20 protein-coding genes and 1 tRNA gene are annotated in these 22,073 nt (G+C 39.4%); 8 read left to right on the forward strand and 13 right to left on the reverse strand.

All coding sequences use genetic code 11. The features are described 5' to 3' along the window. Positions 1-33: 33 nt before the first annotated feature. A complete protein-coding gene (locus ATE92_RS14150) occupies positions 34-420 on the reverse strand; it encodes a retropepsin-like aspartic protease (RefSeq protein WP_232729126.1) in 387 nt (128 codons plus the stop codon). Between the two features lie 97 nt (positions 421-517). Between ATE92_RS14150 and ATE92_RS06550 the strand changes: the two genes are divergently transcribed. The 8 genes from ATE92_RS06550 (at position 518) to ATE92_RS06585 (ending at position 6,452) form a co-directional block, all read left to right on the forward strand. Continuing rightward, positions 518-1,282: a TatD family hydrolase gene (locus ATE92_RS06550; RefSeq protein WP_100802939.1), complete on the forward strand. Its 765-nt coding sequence runs from the start codon at positions 518-520 to the stop codon at positions 1,280-1,282. Between the two features lie 10 nt (positions 1,283-1,292). After that, a complete protein-coding gene (locus ATE92_RS06555) occupies positions 1,293-2,321 on the forward strand; it encodes an asparaginase (protein WP_100802940.1) in 1,029 nt (342 codons plus the stop codon). A gap of 80 nt (positions 2,322-2,401) precedes the next feature. After that, positions 2,402-2,489: transfer RNA gene (locus ATE92_RS06560), tRNA-Ser, on the forward strand. An 811-nt stretch (positions 2,490-3,300) separates the two neighbouring features. Further along, complete coding sequence (locus tag ATE92_RS06565) at positions 3,301-4,098, forward strand: MotA/TolQ/ExbB proton channel family protein (protein WP_100802941.1); 798 nt, start codon at positions 3,301-3,303, stop codon at positions 4,096-4,098. Between the two features lie 18 nt (positions 4,099-4,116). Beyond that, positions 4,117-4,548, forward strand: coding sequence for a hypothetical protein (locus ATE92_RS06570; protein ID WP_100802942.1), 432 nt, complete (start codon positions 4,117-4,119; stop codon positions 4,546-4,548). Then, positions 4,548-5,174 (forward strand): biopolymer transporter ExbD, encoded by a 627-nt coding sequence (locus ATE92_RS06575; protein WP_100802943.1) that lies wholly within the window; start codon positions 4,548-4,550, stop codon positions 5,172-5,174. Before ATE92_RS06570 ends, ATE92_RS06575 begins: the two co-directional genes overlap by 1 nt. Positions 5,175-5,186: 12 nt before the next feature. Then, positions 5,187-5,660 carry a biopolymer transporter ExbD gene (locus ATE92_RS06580; protein WP_100802944.1) on the forward strand — a complete coding sequence of 158 codons (474 nt, stop codon included), beginning with the start codon at positions 5,187-5,189 and terminating at the stop codon, positions 5,658-5,660. 90 nt (positions 5,661-5,750) lie between these two features. Next, positions 5,751-6,452, forward strand: a complete 702-nt coding sequence (locus ATE92_RS06585) for a porin family protein (RefSeq protein ID WP_100802945.1) — start codon at positions 5,751-5,753, stop codon at positions 6,450-6,452. Here the strand turns inward: ATE92_RS06585 and ATE92_RS06590 are convergent. The 12 genes from ATE92_RS06590 to ATE92_RS06645 all read right to left on the reverse strand — a co-directional run bounded on the left by ATE92_RS06590 (position 6,447) and on the right by ATE92_RS06645 (position 22,034). Beyond that, on the reverse strand, positions 6,447-7,052 hold the full coding sequence (locus tag ATE92_RS06590) for a hypothetical protein (protein WP_100802946.1): 606 nt from the start codon (positions 7,050-7,052) through the stop codon (positions 6,447-6,449). The two genes, ATE92_RS06585 and ATE92_RS06590, sit on opposite strands and share 6 nt — an antisense overlap. After that, the gene (gene rpoN, locus ATE92_RS06595) at positions 7,052-8,518 is read right to left on the reverse strand and encodes an RNA polymerase factor sigma-54 (RefSeq protein WP_100802947.1); all 1,467 of its coding nucleotides are present in this window, start codon (positions 8,516-8,518) and stop codon (positions 7,052-7,054) included. Before rpoN ends, ATE92_RS06590 begins: the two co-directional genes overlap by 1 nt. A 144-nt stretch (positions 8,519-8,662) precedes the next feature. After that, positions 8,663-10,105 (reverse strand): asparagine--tRNA ligase, encoded by a 1,443-nt coding sequence (gene asnS / locus ATE92_RS06600; protein ID WP_100802948.1) that lies wholly within the window; start codon positions 10,103-10,105, stop codon positions 8,663-8,665. A gap of 112 nt (positions 10,106-10,217) precedes the next feature. Then, entirely contained in the window at positions 10,218-12,623 is a 2,406-nt protein-coding gene (locus tag ATE92_RS06605; protein WP_100802949.1) for an RND family transporter, read from the reverse strand. 64 nt (positions 12,624-12,687) lie between these two features. Next, on the reverse strand, positions 12,688-13,953 hold the full coding sequence (locus tag ATE92_RS06610; RefSeq protein WP_100802950.1) for a DUF5686 family protein: 1,266 nt from the start codon (positions 13,951-13,953) through the stop codon (positions 12,688-12,690). 85 nt (positions 13,954-14,038) lie between these two features. Beyond that, on the reverse strand, positions 14,039-14,593 hold the full coding sequence (gene frr, locus ATE92_RS06615; protein WP_100802951.1) for a ribosome recycling factor: 555 nt from the start codon (positions 14,591-14,593) through the stop codon (positions 14,039-14,041). Positions 14,594-14,666: 73 nt separating this feature from the next. Beyond that, positions 14,667-15,374 (reverse strand): UMP kinase, encoded by a 708-nt coding sequence (pyrH, locus tag ATE92_RS06620; protein WP_100802952.1) that lies wholly within the window; start codon positions 15,372-15,374, stop codon positions 14,667-14,669. A 110-nt stretch (positions 15,375-15,484) separates the two neighbouring features. Beyond that, complete coding sequence (tsf, locus tag ATE92_RS06625; protein WP_100804378.1) at positions 15,485-16,450, reverse strand: translation elongation factor Ts; 966 nt, start codon at positions 16,448-16,450, stop codon at positions 15,485-15,487. A 103-nt stretch (positions 16,451-16,553) separates the two neighbouring features. Then, on the reverse strand, positions 16,554-17,336 hold the full coding sequence (gene rpsB / locus ATE92_RS06630; protein ID WP_100802953.1) for a 30S ribosomal protein S2: 783 nt from the start codon (positions 17,334-17,336) through the stop codon (positions 16,554-16,556). A gap of 173 nt (positions 17,337-17,509) precedes the next feature. Then, positions 17,510-17,896, reverse strand: coding sequence for a 30S ribosomal protein S9 (rpsI, locus tag ATE92_RS06635; RefSeq protein ID WP_100802954.1), 387 nt, complete (start codon positions 17,894-17,896; stop codon positions 17,510-17,512). Continuing rightward, positions 17,896-18,351, reverse strand: a complete 456-nt coding sequence (gene rplM / locus ATE92_RS06640; RefSeq protein ID WP_100804379.1) for a 50S ribosomal protein L13 — start codon at positions 18,349-18,351, stop codon at positions 17,896-17,898. The genes rpsI and rplM overlap by 1 nt, the downstream gene beginning before the upstream one ends. A gap of 230 nt (positions 18,352-18,581) precedes the next feature. Further along, positions 18,582-22,034, reverse strand: coding sequence for a pyruvate carboxylase (locus tag ATE92_RS06645; protein ID WP_100802955.1), 3,453 nt, complete (start codon positions 22,032-22,034; stop codon positions 18,582-18,584). Between the last annotated feature and the right edge of the window lie 39 nt (positions 22,035-22,073).

A 22,073-nucleotide genomic window follows, 5' to 3' on the forward strand; every position in this document is an offset into this window, starting at 1 on the left:
TTTTTCTAAGTGCTCTGTTAATATTTAGCTTTTCTAGAGTACGTACATACAATTTCGCCCATAGTCAATCACCGCTCGCGTACTTTTGAGGAAATCGGCTCCAATGATTCCATGGACAGGATCTTCGGCTACTTGTTGGAGGGCTTCATTTACATGGGAGAGATCAAATAACACAAAGTCCATGTTTTTCGATTGCCACGTGCCAATTGAGATATGATTTTTTCGGGCCACTTCGGTCTTCATATTTACGGCCCCTGCACCGGCAGCCGTAACTTCACTCTTTTCATTTTTCAGAAAAAAATAATCGATACTCTCAAAACCAATGCAGCTGGTTGAAGCACCCGTATCTACTATAAAAATGCCTTTTCTATTATTAATTTTTGCAGTGAGCCGGTAATGGCCGGAAACAAGTTTTTTCAACGGAATTCTGTAAAACCCCCTTTCTTCCAATAAACTTCTTAATTGTGTCAAGCTTTTTTTTGTAAAGATAGGTAACAAAATAGTTAGCTTTGCAAATATGTTAACCGATACGCATACCCATTTATACAGCGAGGCTTTTGCCGAAGACAGAGAGGCAATGATGCAACGAGCCTTTGCCAACGGAATAACACGTTTTTTTATACCGGCCATCGATAGTGGATATACAGAAGCAATGTATTCTTTGGAGCAAGAATATCCCGGACAGGTTTTTTTAATGATGGGGCTGCATCCTACATCTGTCAAGGAGAATTTTGAAGCTGAATTGCAATACGTTGAGAACCAATTTCAAAAAAGAAATTTTTATGCGGTAGGGGAGATTGGCATCGATTTATATTGGGATAAAACTACGTTGGATATTCAGAAAACAGCTTTTAAACGGCAAATTCAGTTAGCTAAAAAATACAAGCTGCCAATTGTGATACATTGTCGTGATGCTTTCGATGAAATTTTTGAGGTTTTGGAAACCGAAAAGGACGAGGCTTTATTCGGCATATTTCATTGTTTTACGGGAACGTTCGAGCAAGCTCAAAGGGCAATTTCCTTTAACATGAAACTGGGAATAGGAGGGGTTGTTACCTTTAAGAATGGAAAGATTGATACGTTTCTGGATCAAATCGATTTAAAGCATATTGTTTTAGAAACCGATTCCCCTTATCTTTCTCCTGTTCCATATAGAGGTAAGCGCAATGAAAGCAGTTATTTGAAACTGGTGTGTAAAAAGGTTGCCGAAATTTATGGCATTCCGGAAGGCGAAGTAGAAAAAACCACTACCGAAAACTCGAAGGCTGTTTTTGGAATTTAAACAAGCATCCATGAATAAAAAAGCAAACATACTTCTTGTCTACACCGGTGGAACCATTGGAATGATAAAGGATTTTGAAACCGGCACTTTGCGGAACTTTAATTTCAAGGACCTGCTTAAACACATTCCAGAGTTAAAATTATTGGACTGTAATATTGCGACCACGAGCTTTAAAAAACCCATCGACAGCTCGAACATGAACCCGTCGTACTGGGTTGATATTGCCTCAATTATAGAAGAGCGGTACGAAGAATTTGACGGCTTTGTGGTATTGCATGGGAGCGACACCATGTCGTATACAGCCTCGGCACTTAGTTTTATGCTGGAAAATTTAAGTAAGCCCGTTGTATTTACAGGGTCTCAGCTCCCAATTGGTGATTTGCGTACAGATGCCAAGGAAAACTTAATTACTTCCATACAAATTGCTGCTTTACGCGAAAAAGGACAATCTAAGATTGCTGAAGTGTGCCTGTATTTTGAATATAAGTTGTATCGTGCCAATCGCACTACAAAGATCAACGCCGAACATTTTGAAGCTTTTGCATCGTTAAACTATCCGGCATTGGTTGAAAGCGGGGTGCATTTGGTGGTAAATAATGAGGCGCTTTATGTACCTAACCGAAGAAAGAAGCTACGGGTGCACAAAAAAATGGAATCTAATATACTGTTGGTGAAAATGTTTCCGGGGATAGATGAAACAACAATAAATTACCTATTCTCTTATCCCGAAGTAAAGGGATTGGTATTAGAAACCTACGGCAGTGGTAATGTTACAAATGAAATCTGGTTTATAGAGGCATTAAAAAGGCTTGTTAAAAAAGGAGTTCCGGTCATTAATGTTACGCAATGCTCAGGTGGAAGTGTCGCCATGGGATTATATGAAACCAGTATTCAACTTAAGAGTTTAGGCGTAATTTCGGGGAAAGACTGCACTACCGAAGCAGCTTTGGCAAAACTAATGTACTTGTTGGGACAAAATGTTTCGGCTAATAGCTTCAAAACCATATTTGAAACCTCTTTGCGCGGAGAAATGCTTTAAATAAACCCTTCAAATATTTTATCACCTAATTTTTTTTTTGTTATTTGCCCATCCTTTGACGCAGTCGTCAAATCTAACTTAGAGAGGTGGCCGAGTGGTCGAAGGCGCACGCCTGGAAAGTGTGTATACGCCAAAAGCGTATCGAGGGTTCGAATCCCTTCCTCTCTGCGAATGAAGGTACGAACGAAAAAATTTATCGAAGCTTGCTTCAGTAAATTTTTGAGTGAGTAGCTTTAGATGCGGAGCATCTCAGTTCATTGCCAGTATAACCTCCGGGGATCATCGTTTTTGAACGAAGTGAGAAAATGGTAATCCCGGGAAAGCAGCATTTATCGAAGCTTGCTTCAGTAAATTTTTGAGTGAGTAGCTTTAGATGCGGAGCATCTCAGTTCATTGCCAGTATAGCCTCCGGGGATCATCGTTTTTGAACGAAGTGAGAAAATGGTAATCCCGGGAAAGCAGCATTTATCGAAGCTTGCTTCAGTAAATTTTTGAGTGAGTAGCTTTAGATGCGGAGCATCTCAGTTCATTGCCAGCATAGCCTCCGGGGATCATCGTTTTTGAACGAAGTGAGAAAATGGTAATCCCGGGAAAGCAGCATTTATCGAAGCTTGCTTCAGTAAATTTTTGAGTGAGTAGCTTTAGATGCGGAGCATCTCAGTTCATTGCCAGCATAACCTCCAGGGATCATCATTTCTGAACGAAGTGAGAAAACGGTTTCCCCGGGAAAAGTAGAGTTTGTCGAAGCTTGCTTCAGCAAATTTTTGCACAGACACCTGTGTAATGATACAGCGCGAAAATGATTTTTATTTTTAACACAACAGTTTAACCTGTTTAATTACCTTTAAACTTGTAATGTTTGTCTAACTCGCTTAATTGTTGGAAATACAGGCTTACAACTAAATTTATTCTTGGAGATTAACTAAATTATTTTATATCTTTAAACCTTTAACTAAAAACAAACTTTAAGTCGATAGCAATGAAAAAATTATTTTCTATTATGGCAATTGCCGCACTAGTTTTTGCGGGATCTTTTAACGCAAATGCTGCTCAAACAATGCCTACCAATGCACAATCTTTGGTAACTGCAGCTACAGTAACAATTATTCAAGATGAGGAGGCAGCCTCTACCGAGGAGCCACAAGGGTGGCATCAGGTATTGAAACAACGTTTCATTGAAGGAGGACCCGGATTTATGGGAATCGTACTCTTGTGTCTAATTCTTGGATTAGCAATTGCCATTGAGAGAATTATTTATTTGAATCTTTCAACAACTAATACTCAAAAATTAGCTGAAAATGTTGAAGATGCATTAAAAAGCGGTGGTGTTGAAGCAGCCAAGGAAGTTTGTAGAAATACGAAAGGACCGGTTGCCTCTATATATTATCAAGGTTTAGATCGAGCCGATGAGAGCATCGATGCTGCCGAAAAAGCTGTAATTGCTTATGGAGGTGTGCAAATGGGACAATTAGAGAAAAATGTATCCTGGATATCGTTGTTCATCGCTTTGGCTCCAATGCTTGGTTTCATGGGAACGGTAATAGGTATGATTTTGGCATTCGATAAAATTGAAGCTGCCGGAGACATGAACCCATCGTTAGTAGCGGGAGGTATTAAAGTAGCATTATTAACAACAGTATTTGGTTTGATTGTTGCTATTATCCTTCAGATTTTTTATAACTACATCATTGCTAAAATTGATAGCATAGTTAACAGTATGGAAGATGCTTCTATTACGTTAATAGATATGTTGGTTGACTACAAAAACAAAAGATAATTTAAAACACACCACGTAATGGGTTTACATAAAATATTAAAAATTGTGGCATTACTCCTTAGTGTGGCGGGAATCATTTTCCTTGCTATGATTATTTCAAAAGGAGATGATGCTGTTAGAGCTACCGGAGCCGGAGTGGATGGATTTCTGTATGTAGCATACATCATATTTGCGTTAGTACTATTATTCGTATTGGTCTTTGTACTTAAGGGACTGGCTGCTGGAAATATCAAAAAAACACTTATATCTGTTGGATTGTTTCTTGCTATCGTTGTGGTTTCTTATGTGATGGCTTCAAGTGATGTCACTGGTTTACCATTGGTAGACGGGGCTCCAATTTCGGAGAGTGGCTCTAAATGGGTGAGTACAGGTTTAAACGTATTTACTGTTATGGCAGTACTCGCTGTGGCGGCTATGGTTTTCAGCGGAATTAAAAAAGTAACAAAATAATGGCTAGAAGAGCAACACCCGAAGTTAATGCAGGGTCTATGGCAGACATCGCATTCCTACTTCTTATCTTTTTCTTGGTAACAACTACCATTGAAAAAGACAAGGGGATTGCGCGACAATTGCCACCAATTGATGACCAGCAACAGGAAGACGTTATAATAAAGCAGAAGAACTTATTCATTGTTAATGTGAATAAGAGTGATCAATTGCTTGTTGAAGAAGAGTTAATGGACATTAAAAACCTGAGGCAAGCTGCTATCGACTTTTTAGATAATGGTGGTGCTCCTTCCGGAAGTCCGTTGTACTGTGACTATTGCAAAGGAAAACGTGATGTTGCATCATCAGACAATCCCGATAAGGCTGTAATCTCGGTTCAGAATGATAGACTAACGTCCTATAAGATGTACATCGCTGTACAAAATGAATTGGTTGCAGCTTATAATTTCCTAAGAGACCGTGAATCGCAACGTTTATACGGCTGGAAATTTACTGAAATGAAAAAAGCGATCGATGAAGGTAATGTGAAAGGTGATGCAGCGGAAGCTTTGACGCCGAAAATGGAGAACATTCAGACGTTATTTCCTTTAAAACTTTCAGAAGCACAACCTAAAAAGCAAGGACAATAAATAGAATAGAATATGTCAAAATTCACAAAGAAAAAAAGTAGTGAGTTGCCGGCCGTAAATACAGCCTCCTTACCGGATATTGTATTTATGTTGTTATTCTTCTTTATGGTAGTTACCGTATTGCGAGAAGACAATTTGCTGGTGCAAAACACCTTGCCAAAAGCAGATCAAGTTGAAAAGCTGGAGAAAGATCGTGCCGTATATATTTATGCGGGAAAGCCAAGTTCAAGATACCAGGATAAGTACGGAACAGAAGGAAAAATTCAAATTGGTGATAAGTATACAGACGTTACTAACATTAAATTTGCATTAACCGAATTGCGTGCAAAATTACGTCCCGAACTACAAGATAAGGTGATGGTTGCTTTAAAAGTAGATGAAAAAACCAACACCGGACTTGTTTCAGATATAAAACAAGAGTTACGTGAATTAAATATGCTTAAAATTATTTATATCACAACTCCGGGGAACGAGACCGAAGAATAGACTCATTTTTGAGAGAATATTTAAAACGCCTTGATACGAATCAAGGCGTTTTTTTGTTTCAAATAATAGAAATAAATTTATCTTTAACCTATGTCACACAGGCTTTATTTTGTATTTCTCTATTTTCTGATAATGGGCACTAGTGCTATGCGCTCTCAAGAAATATCCGAAAAAAAGATCGATTCCTTGTACAGAGAAGATCAGTTCTATGTAGGGGCTACCTATAATTTATTGACATCGGTCCCGGACGATGTTAGTATTCGAGGACTTTCGGGAGGATTTCAATTTGGGTATTTACGCGACATGCCTCTTAATCAAAGGCGAAATGTGGCAATCGCTATTGGAGCAGGAATTTCTTTCGATAGGTACGGGCAAACACTTTTTATTGGTGAAACTGAAGGGGAACAGACTATATTTTCTGTGCTGGATGATGAGATAGATTACAATAGCAATCGCTTTAGTACAGCCATCATTGAGGCGCCTGTTGAGTTCAGATGGAGGACTTCCACACCCCAAGCCTATAAATTTTGGCGAGTTTATGCAGGTTTTAAAGTAGGATACGCTTATTGGTTCAAGTCTACATTTAAACAATCCAATAACAATGTTTCACAAACCAATGTTCCCGAATTTGAGCGTGTCCGACTTGGAGCAACGCTAAGTTTTGGATATAATACGTTTAACTTTTATGCCTATTACAGTATCAATCCCTTCTTTAAAGATGCGGTTACTATCGAAGGTGAGCCGGTTGATTTCAGAACGGTTAAAATTGGATTGATGTTCTATATTTTATAACCAAAAGTTTATCAAAATTAGTTGTGGAATACAGCCTACAAAAAAACCGACCACCAATTCAATTCCGTTGTGAGATTCGGTATGAAGTCTCGAAGAAGCTACCCACCCATTAAAAAAGAAGAAGATGGCAATCCACAATAACATATTCACCTTAAAATGGACGCTAAGGGCAATTAGAAACATGGTAACCCCTGCAATGGCCATTTGATGTAAACTAATCTTAAAATTTAAAAAAACAAGTAATAAGGCCGTAATAGCCGAAAACAGAATCCCCACAAAGAAGTAATACATCTCAACACTATCGTAAGGATCAAATACCATTTTTATAATGAGCAATAACAGCACACATTGAATCATTAACGGCACTTTACGCTCCTTAACCTCCTCAAGATGGATCGAGGTGACAACGTTTAAATTTTTCAGAAGAAAAAATGAAATTAACGGGATTAGCAGCGTGATAATGATAACGGCTGCCAGCTTGGCTCTTACCAATTCCGGCTCAACATAGCGCGGCGTAATAATAAAATATAAAAACGTGCCCAAAAGAGGCATCAAAAGAGGATGCAGTAAATAGGCGGCGATACGTAGGAAGTGATTCATTAAATTTCTTTTCGGAGTCTGGCAACTGGCAAATCCAACTGTTCTCTGTATTTAGCGATGGTTCGTCGAGCAATGGGATAGCCTTTCTCTTTTAATATTTTCGCTAATTTATCGTCGGTTAATGGCTTTCGTTTGTTCTCTTCTCCAATTGTAATTTCCAGGATCTTTTTTATTTCTTTGGTTGAAACATCCTCCCCCTGATCATTTTTCATCGACTCACTGAAAAACTCTTTAATAAGTTTGGTTCCGTATGGAGTATCTACATATTTACTGTTCGCTACCCGCGAAACTGTCGATACATCCATTCCAATTTTATCTGCAATGTCCTTAAGAATCATCGGTTTCAACTTTCGCTCATCTCCCGACAGAAAATATTCTTCCTGGTGATGCATAATAGAATTCATAGTGACAAACAGTGTTTGCTGTCGTTGCTTTATGGCATCGATAAACCACTTGGCAGCATCCAGTTTTTGCTTTATAAAAATGACAGCATCTTTTTGCGACTTCGACTTGTCTTTGGATTCTTTATACCCCTTCAACATATCGGTGTATTCTCGCGAAACATGAAGCTCGGGAGCATTTCTTCCATTTAGTGTAAGATCCAATTCTCCATCGATTATCTTGATGGCAAAATCCGGGACCACATGTTCTACCATGCGTGTATTTCCCGAATACGTTCCGCCCGGCTTCGGGTTTAAGCTTTCGACTTCATGAATAGCATCCCGTAATTGGTCTTCGGTGATGTCGAATTTCTGAAGGAGTTTCTTGTAATGTTTTTTTGAAAACTGATCAAAAACTTCTTCAATAATTTTGGTAGCCAAAACCACCGAAGGTGTTTCCTCTTTTCGTTTCAGTTGAATTAATAAACACTCCTGAAGACTTCGCGCACCTACTCCGGCCGGATCCAATTCCTGTACAATTTGTAAGACTTTTTCAATCTTTTTTTCGGTAGTATACACATTTTGAGTAAAGGCCAAATCGTCTACAATATCCCGAAGCTCTCTTCGTATATAACCGCTTTCATCTACACTTCCCACCAAAAAAAGCGCAATTTCTTCCTCCTCTTCGTCCAAACGATAGGTGCTTAACTGCTGCATTAAATGCTGATTAAAAGAAGTACCGGAAGCATAAGGCGTTTGCCTTTCTTCATCGTCGGCACTGTAGTTATTGGCAGACAATTTATAACTGGGGGTTTCATCATCACTCAGATAATCATCCACATTAATATCGGTTTCAATTACTTCCGAACCCTCGTCATAATCTTCATCGTATGAATCTTCATTGCTAAAATCGTCATCAAAGGCATCCTCTTCGTCCTTGCCGGTTTCCAAGGCCGGATTTTCCTCCATTTCCTGTGAGATACGTTGCTCAAATGCCTGCGTAGGCAATTGTATCAACTTCATCAATTGGATTTGTTGAGGTGATAACTTCTGAGATAACTTAAAGTTTAATTGTTGCTTTAGCATAGAGTTTTGAAACGTACTTATAAAGTTAAAAAAAACCAGCTATTTTATTGAAAAAGCAGCCAGTTTTAATATAAGCTTGTGATAATTTACATAAAGCAGTCATTTGTTGTGTTGCAACCAAAACACTACCCAGCAGTAAGCCATTTAGAATTCAGCATTTCCGGGGGTTCGAGGATAGGGTATTACATCACGAATATTTCCCATCCCCGTAACAAATTGTACCAACCGCTCAAAGCCTAGCCCAAAACCACTGTGCACTGCTGTGCCAAACTTCCTTAGATCCAAATACCAATACAATTCGTCATGAGGAATCCCCATGTCCTCCATTTTTTTCTTCAATACATCATACCGTTCTTCCCGCTGCGAACCTCCTACTATTTCTCCAATACCGGGAAAAAGTACGTCCATGGCGCGTACAGTCTTCCCATCGTCGTTTAAGCGCATGTAAAACGACTTAATGTTGGCAGGATAATCGAATAAAATAACAGGACATTTAAAGTGTTTTTCTACTAAAAACCGTTCGTGCTCACTTTGTAAATCGGCACCCCACTCCTCGATGATGTATTTAAACTTTTTCTTCTGATTGGGTTTGGATCGTTTTAAGATTTCAATAGCTTCGGTATAGCTTACTCTTTTAAAGTTGTTTTCCAGTACAAACTGCAGTTTGTTGCGTAGCGACATCTCACTGCGCTCTGCTTCGGGTTTGTTCTTTTCTTCTTCCAGCAAACGGTTTTCTAAAAATTCGATATCATCACCACAGTTGTCCAGAGCGTATTTTATCACATATTTGATAAAATCTTCCGCCAGATCCATGTTTCCGTCCAAATCGCAGAAAGCTATTTCGGGTTCAATCATCCAGAACTCGGCAAGGTGACGTGAAGTGTTGGAGTTTTCGGCTCTAAATGTAGGTCCGAAGGTATATACCTTACCCAATCCCATCGCATAAGTTTCAGCTTCCAGCTGACCACTTACTGTAAGGTTCGTTTCTTTTTCGAAGAAATCTTCCTTATAGTTGATATTTCCATCTTTATCCTTTGGCGGATTTTTAGGATCTAAAGCGCTTACTCGAAACATCTCCCCGGCACCTTCGGCATCACTTCCGGTAATTATGGGAGAGTGCATATAAAAGAATCCGTTTTTCTGAAAATATTCATGTACGCCAAAGGCCAGTTTTGATCTCAGGCGCATAACTGCACCGAAAGTATTGGTTCTAACCCGCAAATGCGCCTGTTCCCGCAAGGTTTCCAGCGTATGACGTTTGGGAGATAAAATGGTTAATTTTACTTCTTCGGGATCTGCTTCGCCTAAAATTTCGACGGTAGTAACCTGCACTTCAACATTCTGACCCTGCCCTTGGCTTTCTACCAGCAATCCTTTTACTTCAATGGCCGCGCCAACCGTAATTTTTTTAAGAACGTCTTCTTCAAATTTTTCAAAATCGACAACACATTGTAAATTATGAATTGTAGATCCGTCGTTCATTGCAATAAATCGATTGCTTCGGAAGGAACGTACCCAACCTTTCACTGTTACTTCATGTAAGCTGGGCTCACTCTGCAATAAGGTCTTAATTTCTGTATGCTGCATGGTTCAATTTTTTCAGGGGGTAAAGATACTTTTAAATAAAATTTCAAAAAAATAAATTCCTATTTCAGATTAAGAATCTAGTATAAATAAAGTGGCTACTTTTTGAATTGATTTAATCGAAATCGGAATTTTCATCCCCCTCTTCGTTATCGGGGATTATTTTAAATGAAGGCTGTCTCAAGGTTTCCTTGTTAGCAATACTTCTTTCCAGTGATAGCAATAATGAAGGGAGCAGTAATAAGTTGGCCAGCATAGCAAATAAAAGAGTGGCAGACACCAAAGCACCTAAGGCAACTGTCCCGCCAAAGCTGGAAATAGTGAATACTGAAAATCCGAAAAACAGTACAATCGAGGTATAAAACATACTTACGCCGGTTTCCTTAAGAGCCGCATAGACCGATTTTTTAATCTTCCAATTATTCGCAATAAGTTCCTGCCTGTACTTTGCCAAAAAGTGAATGGTATCGTCTACAGAAATTCCGAAAGCAATACTAAAAACCAAAATCGTTGATGGTTTTATGGGTACTCCTAAAAAGCCCATAAGACCCGCTGTAATTAATAGAGGTAGGAGGTTTGGAATTAATGAAACCAATATCATACGGAAACTTCTAAACATCCAGGCCATAAATAGCGCTATTAAAAAAATTGCTAAGGAAAGAGAGATTGCCAGATTGTTTACCAGATACTTTGTTCCTTTCTGAAAAACCAATGCTTTTCCGGTAATGGAAACTTCATAACGGTCCGGCGGAAAAATTTTGATAACCTCGGCTCTTATATCCTCTTCAATTCTGTCGAAACGCTCCGTTTTGGTGTCCTTCATAAAGGTAGTGATACGAGCGTATTGCCCCGTGCTGTCTACGTAACTGGATAACAAATTTGTATTTTTTGCACTGTTTTTGGCATAGGAAAGCAAAAAGGTACGTTCCTGACTATTGGGCAATTGATAATATTCGGGGTTGTTATTGTAGTACGCCTGTTTCGAATATTTCACCAAATCTACAATCGATATAGGTTTGGACAGTTCCGGGATTTCTTCCAGATACTCCTGTAACTCGTCCATTCGTTGTAAGGTTGCGAGTTTCATCACCCCTTTTTGGCGTTTGGTGTCTATCAATATTTCTAAAGGCATAATGCCCTCGTATTCCGTTTCAAAGAACTTTATATCCTGATAAAAATCTGCACTTTTAGGCATGTCTTCAATAAGACTTCCCGAAATTTTAATATTAAAGATTCCAATAATACTGGCACATAAGAGCAGGATGGCCGAAATATAGATAGCAATTCGATGCTCGCGAACCATACGTTCCATCCAATTCACAAACTTACTAATCCATTGTTTATTGAGGTGCTTCAAGTGTTTGTATTTGGGAACAGCCATATAGCTGTAAACAATAGGAATAATAAGAAGACTCAGTAAAAAGATGGCAATGATGTTGATGGAAGCCACAATCCCGAACTCTTTTAAAAGCTTGCTGTTGGTTAAAATGAAGGTAGCAAAGCCCGACGCAGTCGTCACATTTGTCATTAAGGTAGCATTTCCAATCTTTGAAATAACCCGCTGTAATGATTTCGCCTGATTCCCGTGTTGCTTTATTTCCTGTTGGTACTTATTGATTAAAAAGATACAATTGGGGATTCCAATTACAATTATTAAGGGCGGAATTAAAGCTGTAAGTACAGTAATTTCATAATGCAGTAATCCCAAAATACCGAAGGCCCACATCACCCCAATAATTACCGTAACCATGGAGATAAGGGTAGCTCTGAAGGATCTGAAAAAGAAGAAGAAAATTAAGGATGTGACTAAGAGAGCGGCTCCAATAAACATCCCGATTTCGTCGATGATGTTTTGTGAGTTCAAGGTGCGGATGTATGGCATTCCCGAGGTATGCACCTCGACACCGGTTTCTTCTTCAAACTTTTTTATATGCGGAATTAGATACAGGTCGATAAAATCCTTTCGCGCAGCAGTATTTACAATATCCTTTTTTAAATAGATAGCGGTCCGAATTGACTGCTTGTTAGGGCTGTAAATTAATCCGTTATAAAAAGGCAGGTTGTTAAAAAGTTCAAATTGATACCTGTCTAATTTATTCTGGGTAAGAAGGGTGTCATTGATAAATGGGATCAACCGAAATCCTTCGGTATCTTCTCGTTTTTCCAGTTTTTGAAGATCGCCAATAGATAAAGTGAGTTCTACCTCGTCACTGCCACTAAGGTCTTTAGATAGTTTATTCCAGGCGTTAAAGACTTTAGGAGTAAATAGAGCGGTATCTTTTACCCCCAGTACGATAAGATTCCCTTCTTCACCAAACTGGGCTAAAAACTTACTGTATTCAAGATTAATTTCGTGATCGTCGGGCAGTAAGTTGGCTTCGGTGTAAGTAAAGCGCATGTGCTTCCATTGCAAGGCGAAAAACACAGTGATAACAGCTATTACAATGAGGATGATCGTTCGGTTTCGTAAAATAAAACGAGCAACGGTACTCCAAAATCCTATGCTGAATAGTTTATCCAATGATTGCCTTTTTTGGGCTGGGCAAAGGTATTAAAATCCCACGCACTTAAGGGTTTGGTGAGCCTTATATTTTTAGGTAAAAAGTAAATTTAAAGGAAACATTATCTTCAAATTCAGGCAGATGATAATAACCATATCTGTAAGCGAAACTCAAACCAAAGCCAAATAGAATCTTATTCAGCTCAAAACCCGATTCGGAATATAAATGATCAAGGGTGTTGAAATCGATTCCTAAATGTTCTTCGGGATTTGATAGGTCCCCCAGCGCATGTCTAGTAATAAATACAAGTTCCGGTTTCCATTTTTTGGCTAAATTAAATCGCCGCAGGCTATGTTTTACCTGAAGAGTTGTTAGTTTGTCTGAAAAGAATTCCCCAAAATACATGGTTTCAAAACTACGTCTTCCGGCAACCGAAAAGCGTTCGAAAATCTCGTCCTTGGTCGGACTATTTGGGTATGCATGAAATAAATGTGTGAGGGGAGCATCTCCAAAGGCTATATTTCCTTCCATTAAAATATTGGTCGAAGAAAGGTCAGTTCTTTTTATATAATAGTCCAGTTTCAGACCTAATTTTGTATAGGTAAAATCGCTTTTTGAAATTCCTTTTATACCTTGAGTCACTTGAGCACTAATCTTTGGAAAGCCGTCGAAGTATTCAACAAGACCGTCTTCGGTGGTGAAAAAATTTCGTTTCGGACTTATTCTCACAGAAGCGGTGGCTTCGGCTATTTCGTAATTTTTATACAGTTGATTGTCGCTGAAATATTGATAATTTTCAATCTGGTCTATTCTACTTCGGGATAAACGAACTTCAGAAAGGATTTTTGGCGTAAACTCATGTTGTATATTGGTTTGCCAGGTTCTTTGTTTGTAAAACTGGGTCACATTCACCAGTCGAGGTTCAAATACCGAATAGACTCTGGCATCGGTGAGATAATTAAAGCTGGCTATTTCGTTAATGTCATCATTGTAATAAAGGCTAACCCAAGTATTTTTTTCATTACTAAGCCTAAGACTCCCACCTGCACCAAACTTAAAATCCTGATCTTTAAATCCGCGTGCTATATACCCGCCTACCTTAAAATGTTCAGACAAACGATCATTGGTAATACCTCCGAACCCCAATCTAATTCCTTCGTAGTTATTGTATTTTATTATGTAACGAAGGTCTATGTCGAAGAATCCGATAGGATAGAAGCCGGTATTAAACGGATTGGACCTTTTTTCTTTTGAAGTGACTATGGTGTCATTTTCAACCTGTATTATAGGTTCTTGGGCAAAAGCAGTAAATCCCAAAAATAATAAAAGGAGGAGAAGTGTTTTGCGCATGAAGGGCTTTTTGCTTTGGAACGTAAAACTATAAAGAAAGCGACATATAGTCGCTTTTATTGTGTAATGTTTAACGTAGTTGACATTATACCGTCATGATTTCTTTTTCCTTATGCGCAAGGACGTCGTCAATTTTTGAAATATGGGTATCGGTCATTTTCTGAATATCGATTTCCAGATTACTTTTGAGGTCTTCTGAAATGTCCAGCCCTTTAATTTCGTTGTTTGCGTTTTTACGATCATTACGCACTCCTATTTTTGCCTCTTCCGCTTCATGCTTGGCTTGTCTGGCAAGTTCTCTACGGCGTTCTTCGGTCAATGGCGGTACATTTATTATTACGCTTTCCCCATTATTCATAGGATTAAAACCAAGATTGGCGTGATGAATTCCTTTTTCAATTTCAGGAATTAGTCCTTTTTCCCAAGGCTGTATGGTAATTGTCATTCCATCAGGAGTATTAATATTGGCAACCTGATGCAAAGGAGTTGGGCTTCCGTAATAATCGACCATAACACCACCTACCATAGAAGGGGATGCCTTTCCTGCCCGAATGTTCACGAATTTTTTTTCAAGATGAAGGAGCGCCTTTGTCATGGCTTCAAGTGTACTGTCTAGAATAAATTGAATTTCTTCTTCCATTGTAAAACTTTTAAAAACTATTTTCAAAAATTACGCCATACTCCAATCGTATTAAAAATACGAGTGGCAGTAATTATAAATTTACCTTTGTTCCAATTTTTTCTCCGGAAACGACTTTAAACAAATTCCCTTTGGTATTCATGTCGAAAACAATGATGGGCAACTCGTTTTCCTGACTAAGAGTAAAAGCCGTGGTATCCATCACCTTTAAACCTTTCCGAAGCACATCTTCAAAGCTAATAAAATCGAATTTAATAGCATCGGTGTTTTTTTCGGGATCACTCGAATAAATACCATCCACACGGGTACCTTTTAAAATAACATCGGCTCCAATTTCAATGGCACGCAATACTGCAGCCGAATCGGTTGTAAAATAAGGATTTCCTGTGCCTCCTCCAAAAATAACCACTCTGCCCTTTTCAAGATGTCTTATCGCTTTACGTCTTATAAATGGTTCGGCCACTTCATTAATATTAATAGCACTTTGCAAACGGGTAGGCACGCCTTCATTTTCGAGCGCACTCTGTAAGGCGAGTCCGTTAATCACGGTGGCCAACATACCCATATTATCCGCCTGAACGCGTTCCATGCCACGACTGGCACCGGCAACACCTCTAAAAATATTTCCACCGCCTATAACGATAGCAACCTGTACATCTTTTTGTATTATTTTGTGTATCTCCTCTGCATATTCCTTTAGGCGCAGTGGGTCAATTCCATATTGAAGGCTTCCCATCAAGGCCTCGCCGGATAATTTTAAGAGGATTCTTTTGTATTGCATAGAGGTAGTTTCTACGGCAAAAATAACGAAAAATGTTGGATGAACCTTTTAAAAATAAAAACGCCTCCAAATAATTTTGGAGGCGTTTTTATACAATTTTAATGTGTTGCTTATACTAAAGAAACTCTTTTAAAGCCAACAACTTCTACATCGCCGTATGTTTTTACATACTCACCAACATTCTTTTTGTCGTCTTTAATGAAGTTTTGATCCAATAGCGCCATCTCATGATCCAGCGTTGTATTATCGGCAATAAAGCGCTCAATCTTGCCCGGCAATATTCTTTCCCAGATTTGTTCAGGCTTCCCTTCGGCTTTAAGTTCGGCTTTTGCATCGGCTTCAGCTTTGGCTAAAACTTCGGGAGTTAACTGAGATCTTGAAATAAACTGAGGTACATTTTTCAATGTTTTCCCTAATCTGCCCAATTCGATATTGTCTTTTTCAATTACTGCAATTCTCGCTTCAGTTTCAGAAGCAACGAATTCGGGAGAAAAATCTTTGTAAGACAAAGTAGTAGCACCCATAGAAGCCACTTGCATGGACACATCTTTGGCCAACTCTTCGGCATTGTTTACATTTTTAGACAAACCAGTTAAAGCACCAATTTTGTTTCCGTGAATGTAAGCGCCTACAAAAGGAGCTTCAAGGATTTCAAATCCGCCAATCTCGATTTTTTCACCAATTACACCGGTTTGTTCAATTAGTTTTTCTTCAACAGTAATGTTGTCGAATTTTGCTTGTAAAAATTCTTCTTTTGAAGAGGTATTCAAGGCGATATCTGCCATTTTATGAGCCATCTCAATATATGAGTCATTTTTCGCAACGAAGTCGGTTTCACAGTTCAAAGAAACGATCACCCCTTTGGTAGCATCTGCATTCACCTTTGCGATTACTGCCCCTTCACTTGAATCACGATCGGCTCTTTTATCGGCTATTTTTTGTCCTTTTTTACGAAGGATCGCAATTGCCTTGTCGAAATCCCCTTCGGCTTCTACCAATGCATTTTTACAATCCATCATTCCGGCTCCGGTAGCTTGTCTTAACTTATTAACTTCTGCGGCGGTTACTTTTACCATTGTACTCATTTTTTTTTAAGTTATAATTTATAAAAAAGTCGTTTAATTTATTTTCAGTGAGAAAAAGAACCAAACGACTTTGATATGTAAATTGAATTCTTGTTTATTCTTCTTCGCTGGATGCAACTGCAACCGCTTTTCCTCTTTTTGCCTTAGGCGCTTTTACTTCTGCCGGAGCATCGTCATCATCTTTACCCGATTTTCTTTCAGCCAAACCTTCGATAATGGCTTCAGAAACTGAAGACATAATTTTTTCGATAGATTTTGATGCATCATCGTTAGATGGAATCACATAGTCAATCTCCCGTGGGTCACTGTTTGTGTCCACCATTGCGAAAATTGGTATGTTCAGCTTTTGAGCTTCCTTCACAGCAATGTGCTCACGAGTTGTGTCCACAATAAATAATGCTGCAGGAAGACGACTCATATCGCTGATAGAACCTAAGTTCTTTTCCAGCTTCGCACGAAGACGATCTACTTGCAAACGCTCCTTCTTAGAAAGGGTGTTAAACGTACCGTCTTGTTTCATACGATCGATAGACGCCATTTTCTTAACAGCTTTTCTAATTGTTACGAAGTTGGTAAGCATTCCGCCGGGCCATCTTTCGGTGATGTACGGCATGTTTGCGTTCCCTGCTTTGTCGGCAACAATGTCTTTTGCTTGTTTTTTGGTAGCTACGAAAAGAATTTTTCTTCCGCTGGCTGCAATCTTTTTAAGAGCTTCATTAGCTTCTTCCAGTTTTGCAGCTGTTTTGTAAAGATTAAGGATGTGAATCCCATTACGCTCCATATAAATGTAAGGAGCCATGTTTGGATTCCATTTTCTGGTCAGGTGACCAAAATGTACGCCTGCATCGAGCAGGTCTTTTACTTCTGTTTTTGCCATTTTGTAATAGTTTACTTTCCTGTAAATAGATAGCAACCTGCGCATTCTGCGTATGGTTTAGATGCTAAACTACTTTCCGCCGGTGGCGGATAAAGGCGATTGTTAAATAAAAATATGAACTTGTAATAAATGTTGTACCGCAGTAAATGCGGTACAACAAGTAATTTAAAATACTATCTCTTAGAGAACTGGAATTTCTTACGGGCTTTCTTCTGTCCGAATTTCTTACGTTCCACCATTCTCGGGTCTCTGGTCAATAAACCTTCCGGCTTTAAAACCAATCTGTGCTCTTCGTTTACGTGACACATTGCACGAGATAAAGCCAAACGGATTGCTTCTGCTTGTCCTGTGATACCACCTCCAAAAACATTTACGGAAATGTCATAAGTTGATTCGTTGTCGGTCATAGTCAAAGGTTGCTTCACCTTATATTGTAAAGTTGCGGTAGGGAAGTACACTTCCATATCGCGCTTGTTCACAGTAATTTTTCCTTTTCCTTCTGAAAGGTATACACGAGCAACAGCGGTTTTTCTTCTACCTATTTTGTGAATAACTTCCATTACTTGGTTTTATTAAAATTAATGGTTCTTGGTTTTTGTGCCTCTTGATCGTGCGATGCACCGGCATATACTTTTAAATTTCTGAAAAGCTCTGCTCCTAATTTGTTTTTAGGCAACATCCCTTTAATTGCTTTTTCAAGCACTCTTTCGGGGTGTTTGGCGCGCATTTCAGTGGCAGTCAAACTACGTTGTCCACCCGGATAACCTGTGTGACGAATGTACGTCTTGTCATCCCATTTGTTTCCTGTAAGGTTGATTTTTTCGGCATTTGTAATAATTACATTGTCACCGCAATCAACGTGGGGGGTAAAATTGGGTTTGTGCTTCCCGCGAAGTAATTTTGCTACTTCACTAGCCAAACGTCCAAGAGTTTGCCCTTCAGCATCCACGTGCAACCATTCTTTGGTTACTGTCGCTTTATTAGCTGATATTGTCTTATAACTTAGTGTATCCACTTTTATTAATTTTACCACCTGTCTTCACCTACAGGCAGTGTTAAACATTCCTTCTTTTGGATAAATCGGGGTGCAAATGTAGTATTATTTATTTGAAATACAAGGTGGAGGAATTAATTTTTATTGAAATAACGCCGGAAAAAAAGGCAAAATGTAAAATTTAAAATGTAAAAGTTAAATCAGCACCACTTTGGCCATTATAATTTATAATTTTACATTGATTATTCCTACTATTCCAACGTCACTATCAAATCATCTTTAAAAACCATAGTTCCTGGTTTTAGCGTCACCGATTTCACCTTTCCGGCCTTGGTTGCCGTAACCGTAGTTTCCATCTTCATGGCTTCTATAATAAACAGGTGATCGTTTTCCTTAACTTCCTGCCCTTTCTTCACAAGTACCTTGTACAAAGACCCTTGTAAGGGAGCACCTATTTGGTTGGCATCTGTCGTATCGGCCTTGGCATGTTCTTCTTTTTTAATGTTTAAAGAAGTGTCTTTAACCTCTACAAACCGGTTTTCTCCGTTTACCTTGAAAAACACTATGCGAATTCCGTCTTCGTTGGCATTTCCCATCGAAAGCAACTTCACGATAATGGTTTTCCCGGGCTCCAGTTCAATAAGTGTTTCTTCGCCTACCTTCATGCCGTAGAAAAAGTTGGGAGTTGGCAGGATGGCAACGTTCCCGTAGAGTTTATACTTTTCATGTGCCTGTTCAAAGACCCTTGGATACAAACTATAGGAGAGAAAATCTTCAAATTCGATGGGTCGGGTAAAGCCTTTCTGAAATTTTTTCTGGAATGCCTTAAATTCCGTATCAAAATCTATTGGCGTAAGGTGTGCATTGGGCCTGTCGGTATAGGCTTCGTTGTTTTTCAGAATTATTTTCTGAAGCTCCTTCGGAAAACCTCCCAACGGCTGACCCAAATCTCCTTTAAAGAAATTGATAACCGATTCGGGAAAGGAAATTTCATGGCCTCGCTGCATAACGTCTTCGGGGAACAAATCGTTAGTCACCATAAAAATCGCCATATCGCCCACCACTTTCGAACTCGGAGTTACTTTCACCAGATTTCCGAACATTGCATTCACACGGGCGTACATTTTCTTTACTTCGTCAAAACGATCTCCCAATCCCAGTGCTTCGGCCTGCGGGCGTAAGTTGGAATACTGCCCTCCGGGAATCTCATGCTGATAAACCTCTGCGGTACCAGCCTTTAAACCCGATTCGAACGGATAGTACATTTCACGAACATCTTCCCAGTAATTAGAAAACTGATTTAGCGTATTGATGTCAAATTCGTGCGCACGTTCCTGTTGTTTCATCATTTCCACAACCGAATTGAAATTGGGTTGGGATGTAAGTCCCGAAAGTCCACCCAAAGCAACATCTACCACATCCACACCTGCCTCGATGGCTTTTAAATAGGTAGCAGATTGTATGGAAGACGTATCATGGGTATGTAAATGCAAGGGAATTTTCACGGTATCTTTTAAAGCTCCCACCAATTCGGTGGCGGCATAGGGTTTTAGCAAGCCGGCCATATCCTTAATAGCTATCATGTGTGCTCCCGCATTTTCTAAATCTTTGGCAAGTTGGGTATAATATTTTAGGTTGTATTTTGTCTCCTTCGGATCTAAAATGTCACCGGTATAGCTAATGGCAGCTTCGGCAATACCTCCGGTTTTATTGCGTACATAATTGATACTGGGTTCCATGGCTCGTACCCAATTCAATGAATCGAAAATTCTGAAAATATCTACTCCGTTTTCCCAGGATTTCTCCACAAATTTTTCAATTAAATTGTCGGGATAGGCTTTGTATCCCACTCCGTTCGAGCCTCGCAGCAACATTTGAAACAAGATATTGGGAATTTTAGCACGCAGCTCGCGTAGGCGCGTCCACGGACTCTCGTATAAGAAACGATAACATACATCGAAGGTGGCACCACCCCACATCTCGATACTAAAAGTGTTGGGATGATTTTTTGCAAAACTCTCGGCAACCAGCAACATATCTTTGGTGCGCATTCGCGTAGCCAGCAATGACTGATGTGCATCACGAATAGTTGTATCGGTATAATGAATCTTTTTTTCGGCTTTAAGCCAGGAGCAGAATTTTTCGGGACCCAATTTGGTAAGTAAATCTTTTGTTCCTTTTGGGTAGGCCTCCAACGGATTGTACTTCGGAATTTTTGGGCTTCTGAAAACCTTGTTAGTGTCGATAAATTTCACATCAGGGTTTCCGTTTACAATCACTTCGCCCAAGTACTGTGTAATTTTTGAAGTACGATCTTGTGAAAGTTTTATATTAAATAGAGCGGGAGTATTCTGAATAAAATTTACCGAAGCTTTACCTTCTTTAAAAGTTTCATGTTGAATTACATTCTGAAGAAAGTGAATATTTGTTTTCACGCCTCTAATGCGGAATTCCTTTAAAGCGCGTGTCATTTTCCGAACGGCTCCGTCCAGAGTTCTTCCGTGGGCCGAAACTTTTACCAACATCGAATCGAAAAACGGACTCACACTATACGATTGATAAATACTTCCGGCATCCAGACGTATTCCCATCCCCGAAGCACTTCGGTAGGTTGTAATGGTCCCGTAATCCGGTGTAAAATCGTTTTCGGGATCTTCGGTGGTGAGTCGGCATTGTAACGCAAAACCATAGGTCGCCAACGAATCCTGATCGTAAATTTTTATCTGTTTGTCGTTCAATTTATAGCCACCCGCAACAAAAATCTGGGTTTTAATGAGATCGATCCCCGTCACCATTTCGGTCACCGTATGCTCTACCTGAATACGCGGATTTACTTCAATAAAATAGACATTTTCTTTGGCGTCGACTAAAAATTCGACCGTCCCCACATTGTTGTATTGTACTTCTTCGGCAATGGCAAGCGCATATTTATAAAGAGATTGCTTCACTTTTTCTGAAACATTAAAAGAGGGCGCAACTTCCACAACCTTTTGATGCCGACGTTGCACCGAACAGTCGCGTTCGAACAGATGTCTGATGTTTCCATGATTGTCGGCTACAATTTGAACCTCGAGATGTTTCGGGTCTTCCACATATTTTTCCAAAAACATGGTGTTATCACCAAAGGCATTCAAGGCTTCGTTACGAGCCGAATCGAAATAAAGTTCCAGATGTTCTGGGTTTCTTATAATTCGCATGCCTCTACCGCCTCCTCCCGAAGCGGCCTTGAGCATCAACGGATATCCTATTGCGGCCGCTTCAGACTGGGCAACTTTTAAAGATGTTAGTTTTTTAGTATTGCTTTCAATTATGGGGACATTGCATTTTACGGCAATTTTCTTGGCGGTGATCTTATCTCCTAGAGCATCCATAACTTTGGGGTCCGGACCGATAAAAATAATACCGCTGGCGGCACACTTTCTGGCAAATTCGGAGTTTTCAGAGAGAAATCCGTAGCCGGGGTGAATGGCGTCCACTCCTTTCAGTTTTGCCAATGTGATGATTCCATCACTGTCCAAATACGGTTTGAGCGGCTGATTGTTTTCCCCGATCTGATACGATTCGTCTGCTTTGTAGCGATGTTGCGAATAGCGGTCTTCGTAGGTATAAATGGCTACAGTTTTCAGATTGATTTCGGTACAGGCGCGAAGTACTCTGATGGCAATTTCACCTCTATTTGCCACCAGTACTTTTTGTATTTTCATGAATTTAGAATTATGGGTTGTAAGGACTTACAAAATTTT

Source organism: Ulvibacter sp. MAR_2010_11 (assembly GCF_002813135.1).
GTDB lineage: Bacteria > Bacteroidota > Bacteroidia > Flavobacteriales > Flavobacteriaceae > Altibacter.

Bases quoted from the DNA above. Each gene is read 5' to 3' on its own strand.
- ATE92_RS06550 (WP_100802939.1), top strand. From the start codon at position 518: ATGTTAACCGATACGCATACCCATTTATACAGCGAGGCTTTTGCCGAA.
- ATE92_RS06555 (WP_100802940.1), top strand. From the start codon at position 1,293: ATGAATAAAAAAGCAAACATACTTCTTGTCTACACCGGTGGAACCATT.
- ATE92_RS06565 (WP_100802941.1), top strand. From the start codon at position 3,301: ATGAAAAAATTATTTTCTATTATGGCAATTGCCGCACTAGTTTTTGCG.
- ATE92_RS06570 (WP_100802942.1), top strand. From the start codon at position 4,117: ATGGGTTTACATAAAATATTAAAAATTGTGGCATTACTCCTTAGTGTG.
- ATE92_RS06575 (WP_100802943.1), top strand. From the start codon at position 4,548: ATGGCTAGAAGAGCAACACCCGAAGTTAATGCAGGGTCTATGGCAGAC.
- ATE92_RS06580 (WP_100802944.1), top strand. From the start codon at position 5,187: ATGTCAAAATTCACAAAGAAAAAAAGTAGTGAGTTGCCGGCCGTAAAT.
- ATE92_RS06585 (WP_100802945.1), top strand. From the start codon at position 5,751: ATGTCACACAGGCTTTATTTTGTATTTCTCTATTTTCTGATAATGGGC.
- ATE92_RS06590 (WP_100802946.1), bottom strand. From the start codon at position 7,052: ATGAATCACTTCCTACGTATCGCCGCCTATTTACTGCATCCTCTTTTG.
- rpoN (WP_100802947.1), bottom strand. From the start codon at position 8,518: ATGCTAAAGCAACAATTAAACTTTAAGTTATCTCAGAAGTTATCACCT.
- asnS (WP_100802948.1), bottom strand. From the start codon at position 10,105: ATGCAGCATACAGAAATTAAGACCTTATTGCAGAGTGAGCCCAGCTTA.
- ATE92_RS06610 (WP_100802950.1), bottom strand. From the start codon at position 13,953: ATGCGCAAAACACTTCTCCTCCTTTTATTATTTTTGGGATTTACTGCT.
- frr (WP_100802951.1), bottom strand. From the start codon at position 14,593: ATGGAAGAAGAAATTCAATTTATTCTAGACAGTACACTTGAAGCCATG.
- pyrH (WP_100802952.1), bottom strand. From the start codon at position 15,374: ATGCAATACAAAAGAATCCTCTTAAAATTATCCGGCGAGGCCTTGATG.
- tsf (WP_100804378.1), bottom strand. From the start codon at position 16,450: ATGGTAAAAGTAACCGCCGCAGAAGTTAATAAGTTAAGACAAGCTACC.
- rpsB (WP_100802953.1), bottom strand. From the start codon at position 17,336: ATGGCAAAAACAGAAGTAAAAGACCTGCTCGATGCAGGCGTACATTTT.
- rpsI (WP_100802954.1), bottom strand. From the start codon at position 17,896: ATGGAAGTTATTCACAAAATAGGTAGAAGAAAAACCGCTGTTGCTCGT.
- ATE92_RS06645 (WP_100802955.1), bottom strand. From the start codon at position 22,034: ATGAAAATACAAAAAGTACTGGTGGCAAATAGAGGTGAAATTGCCATC.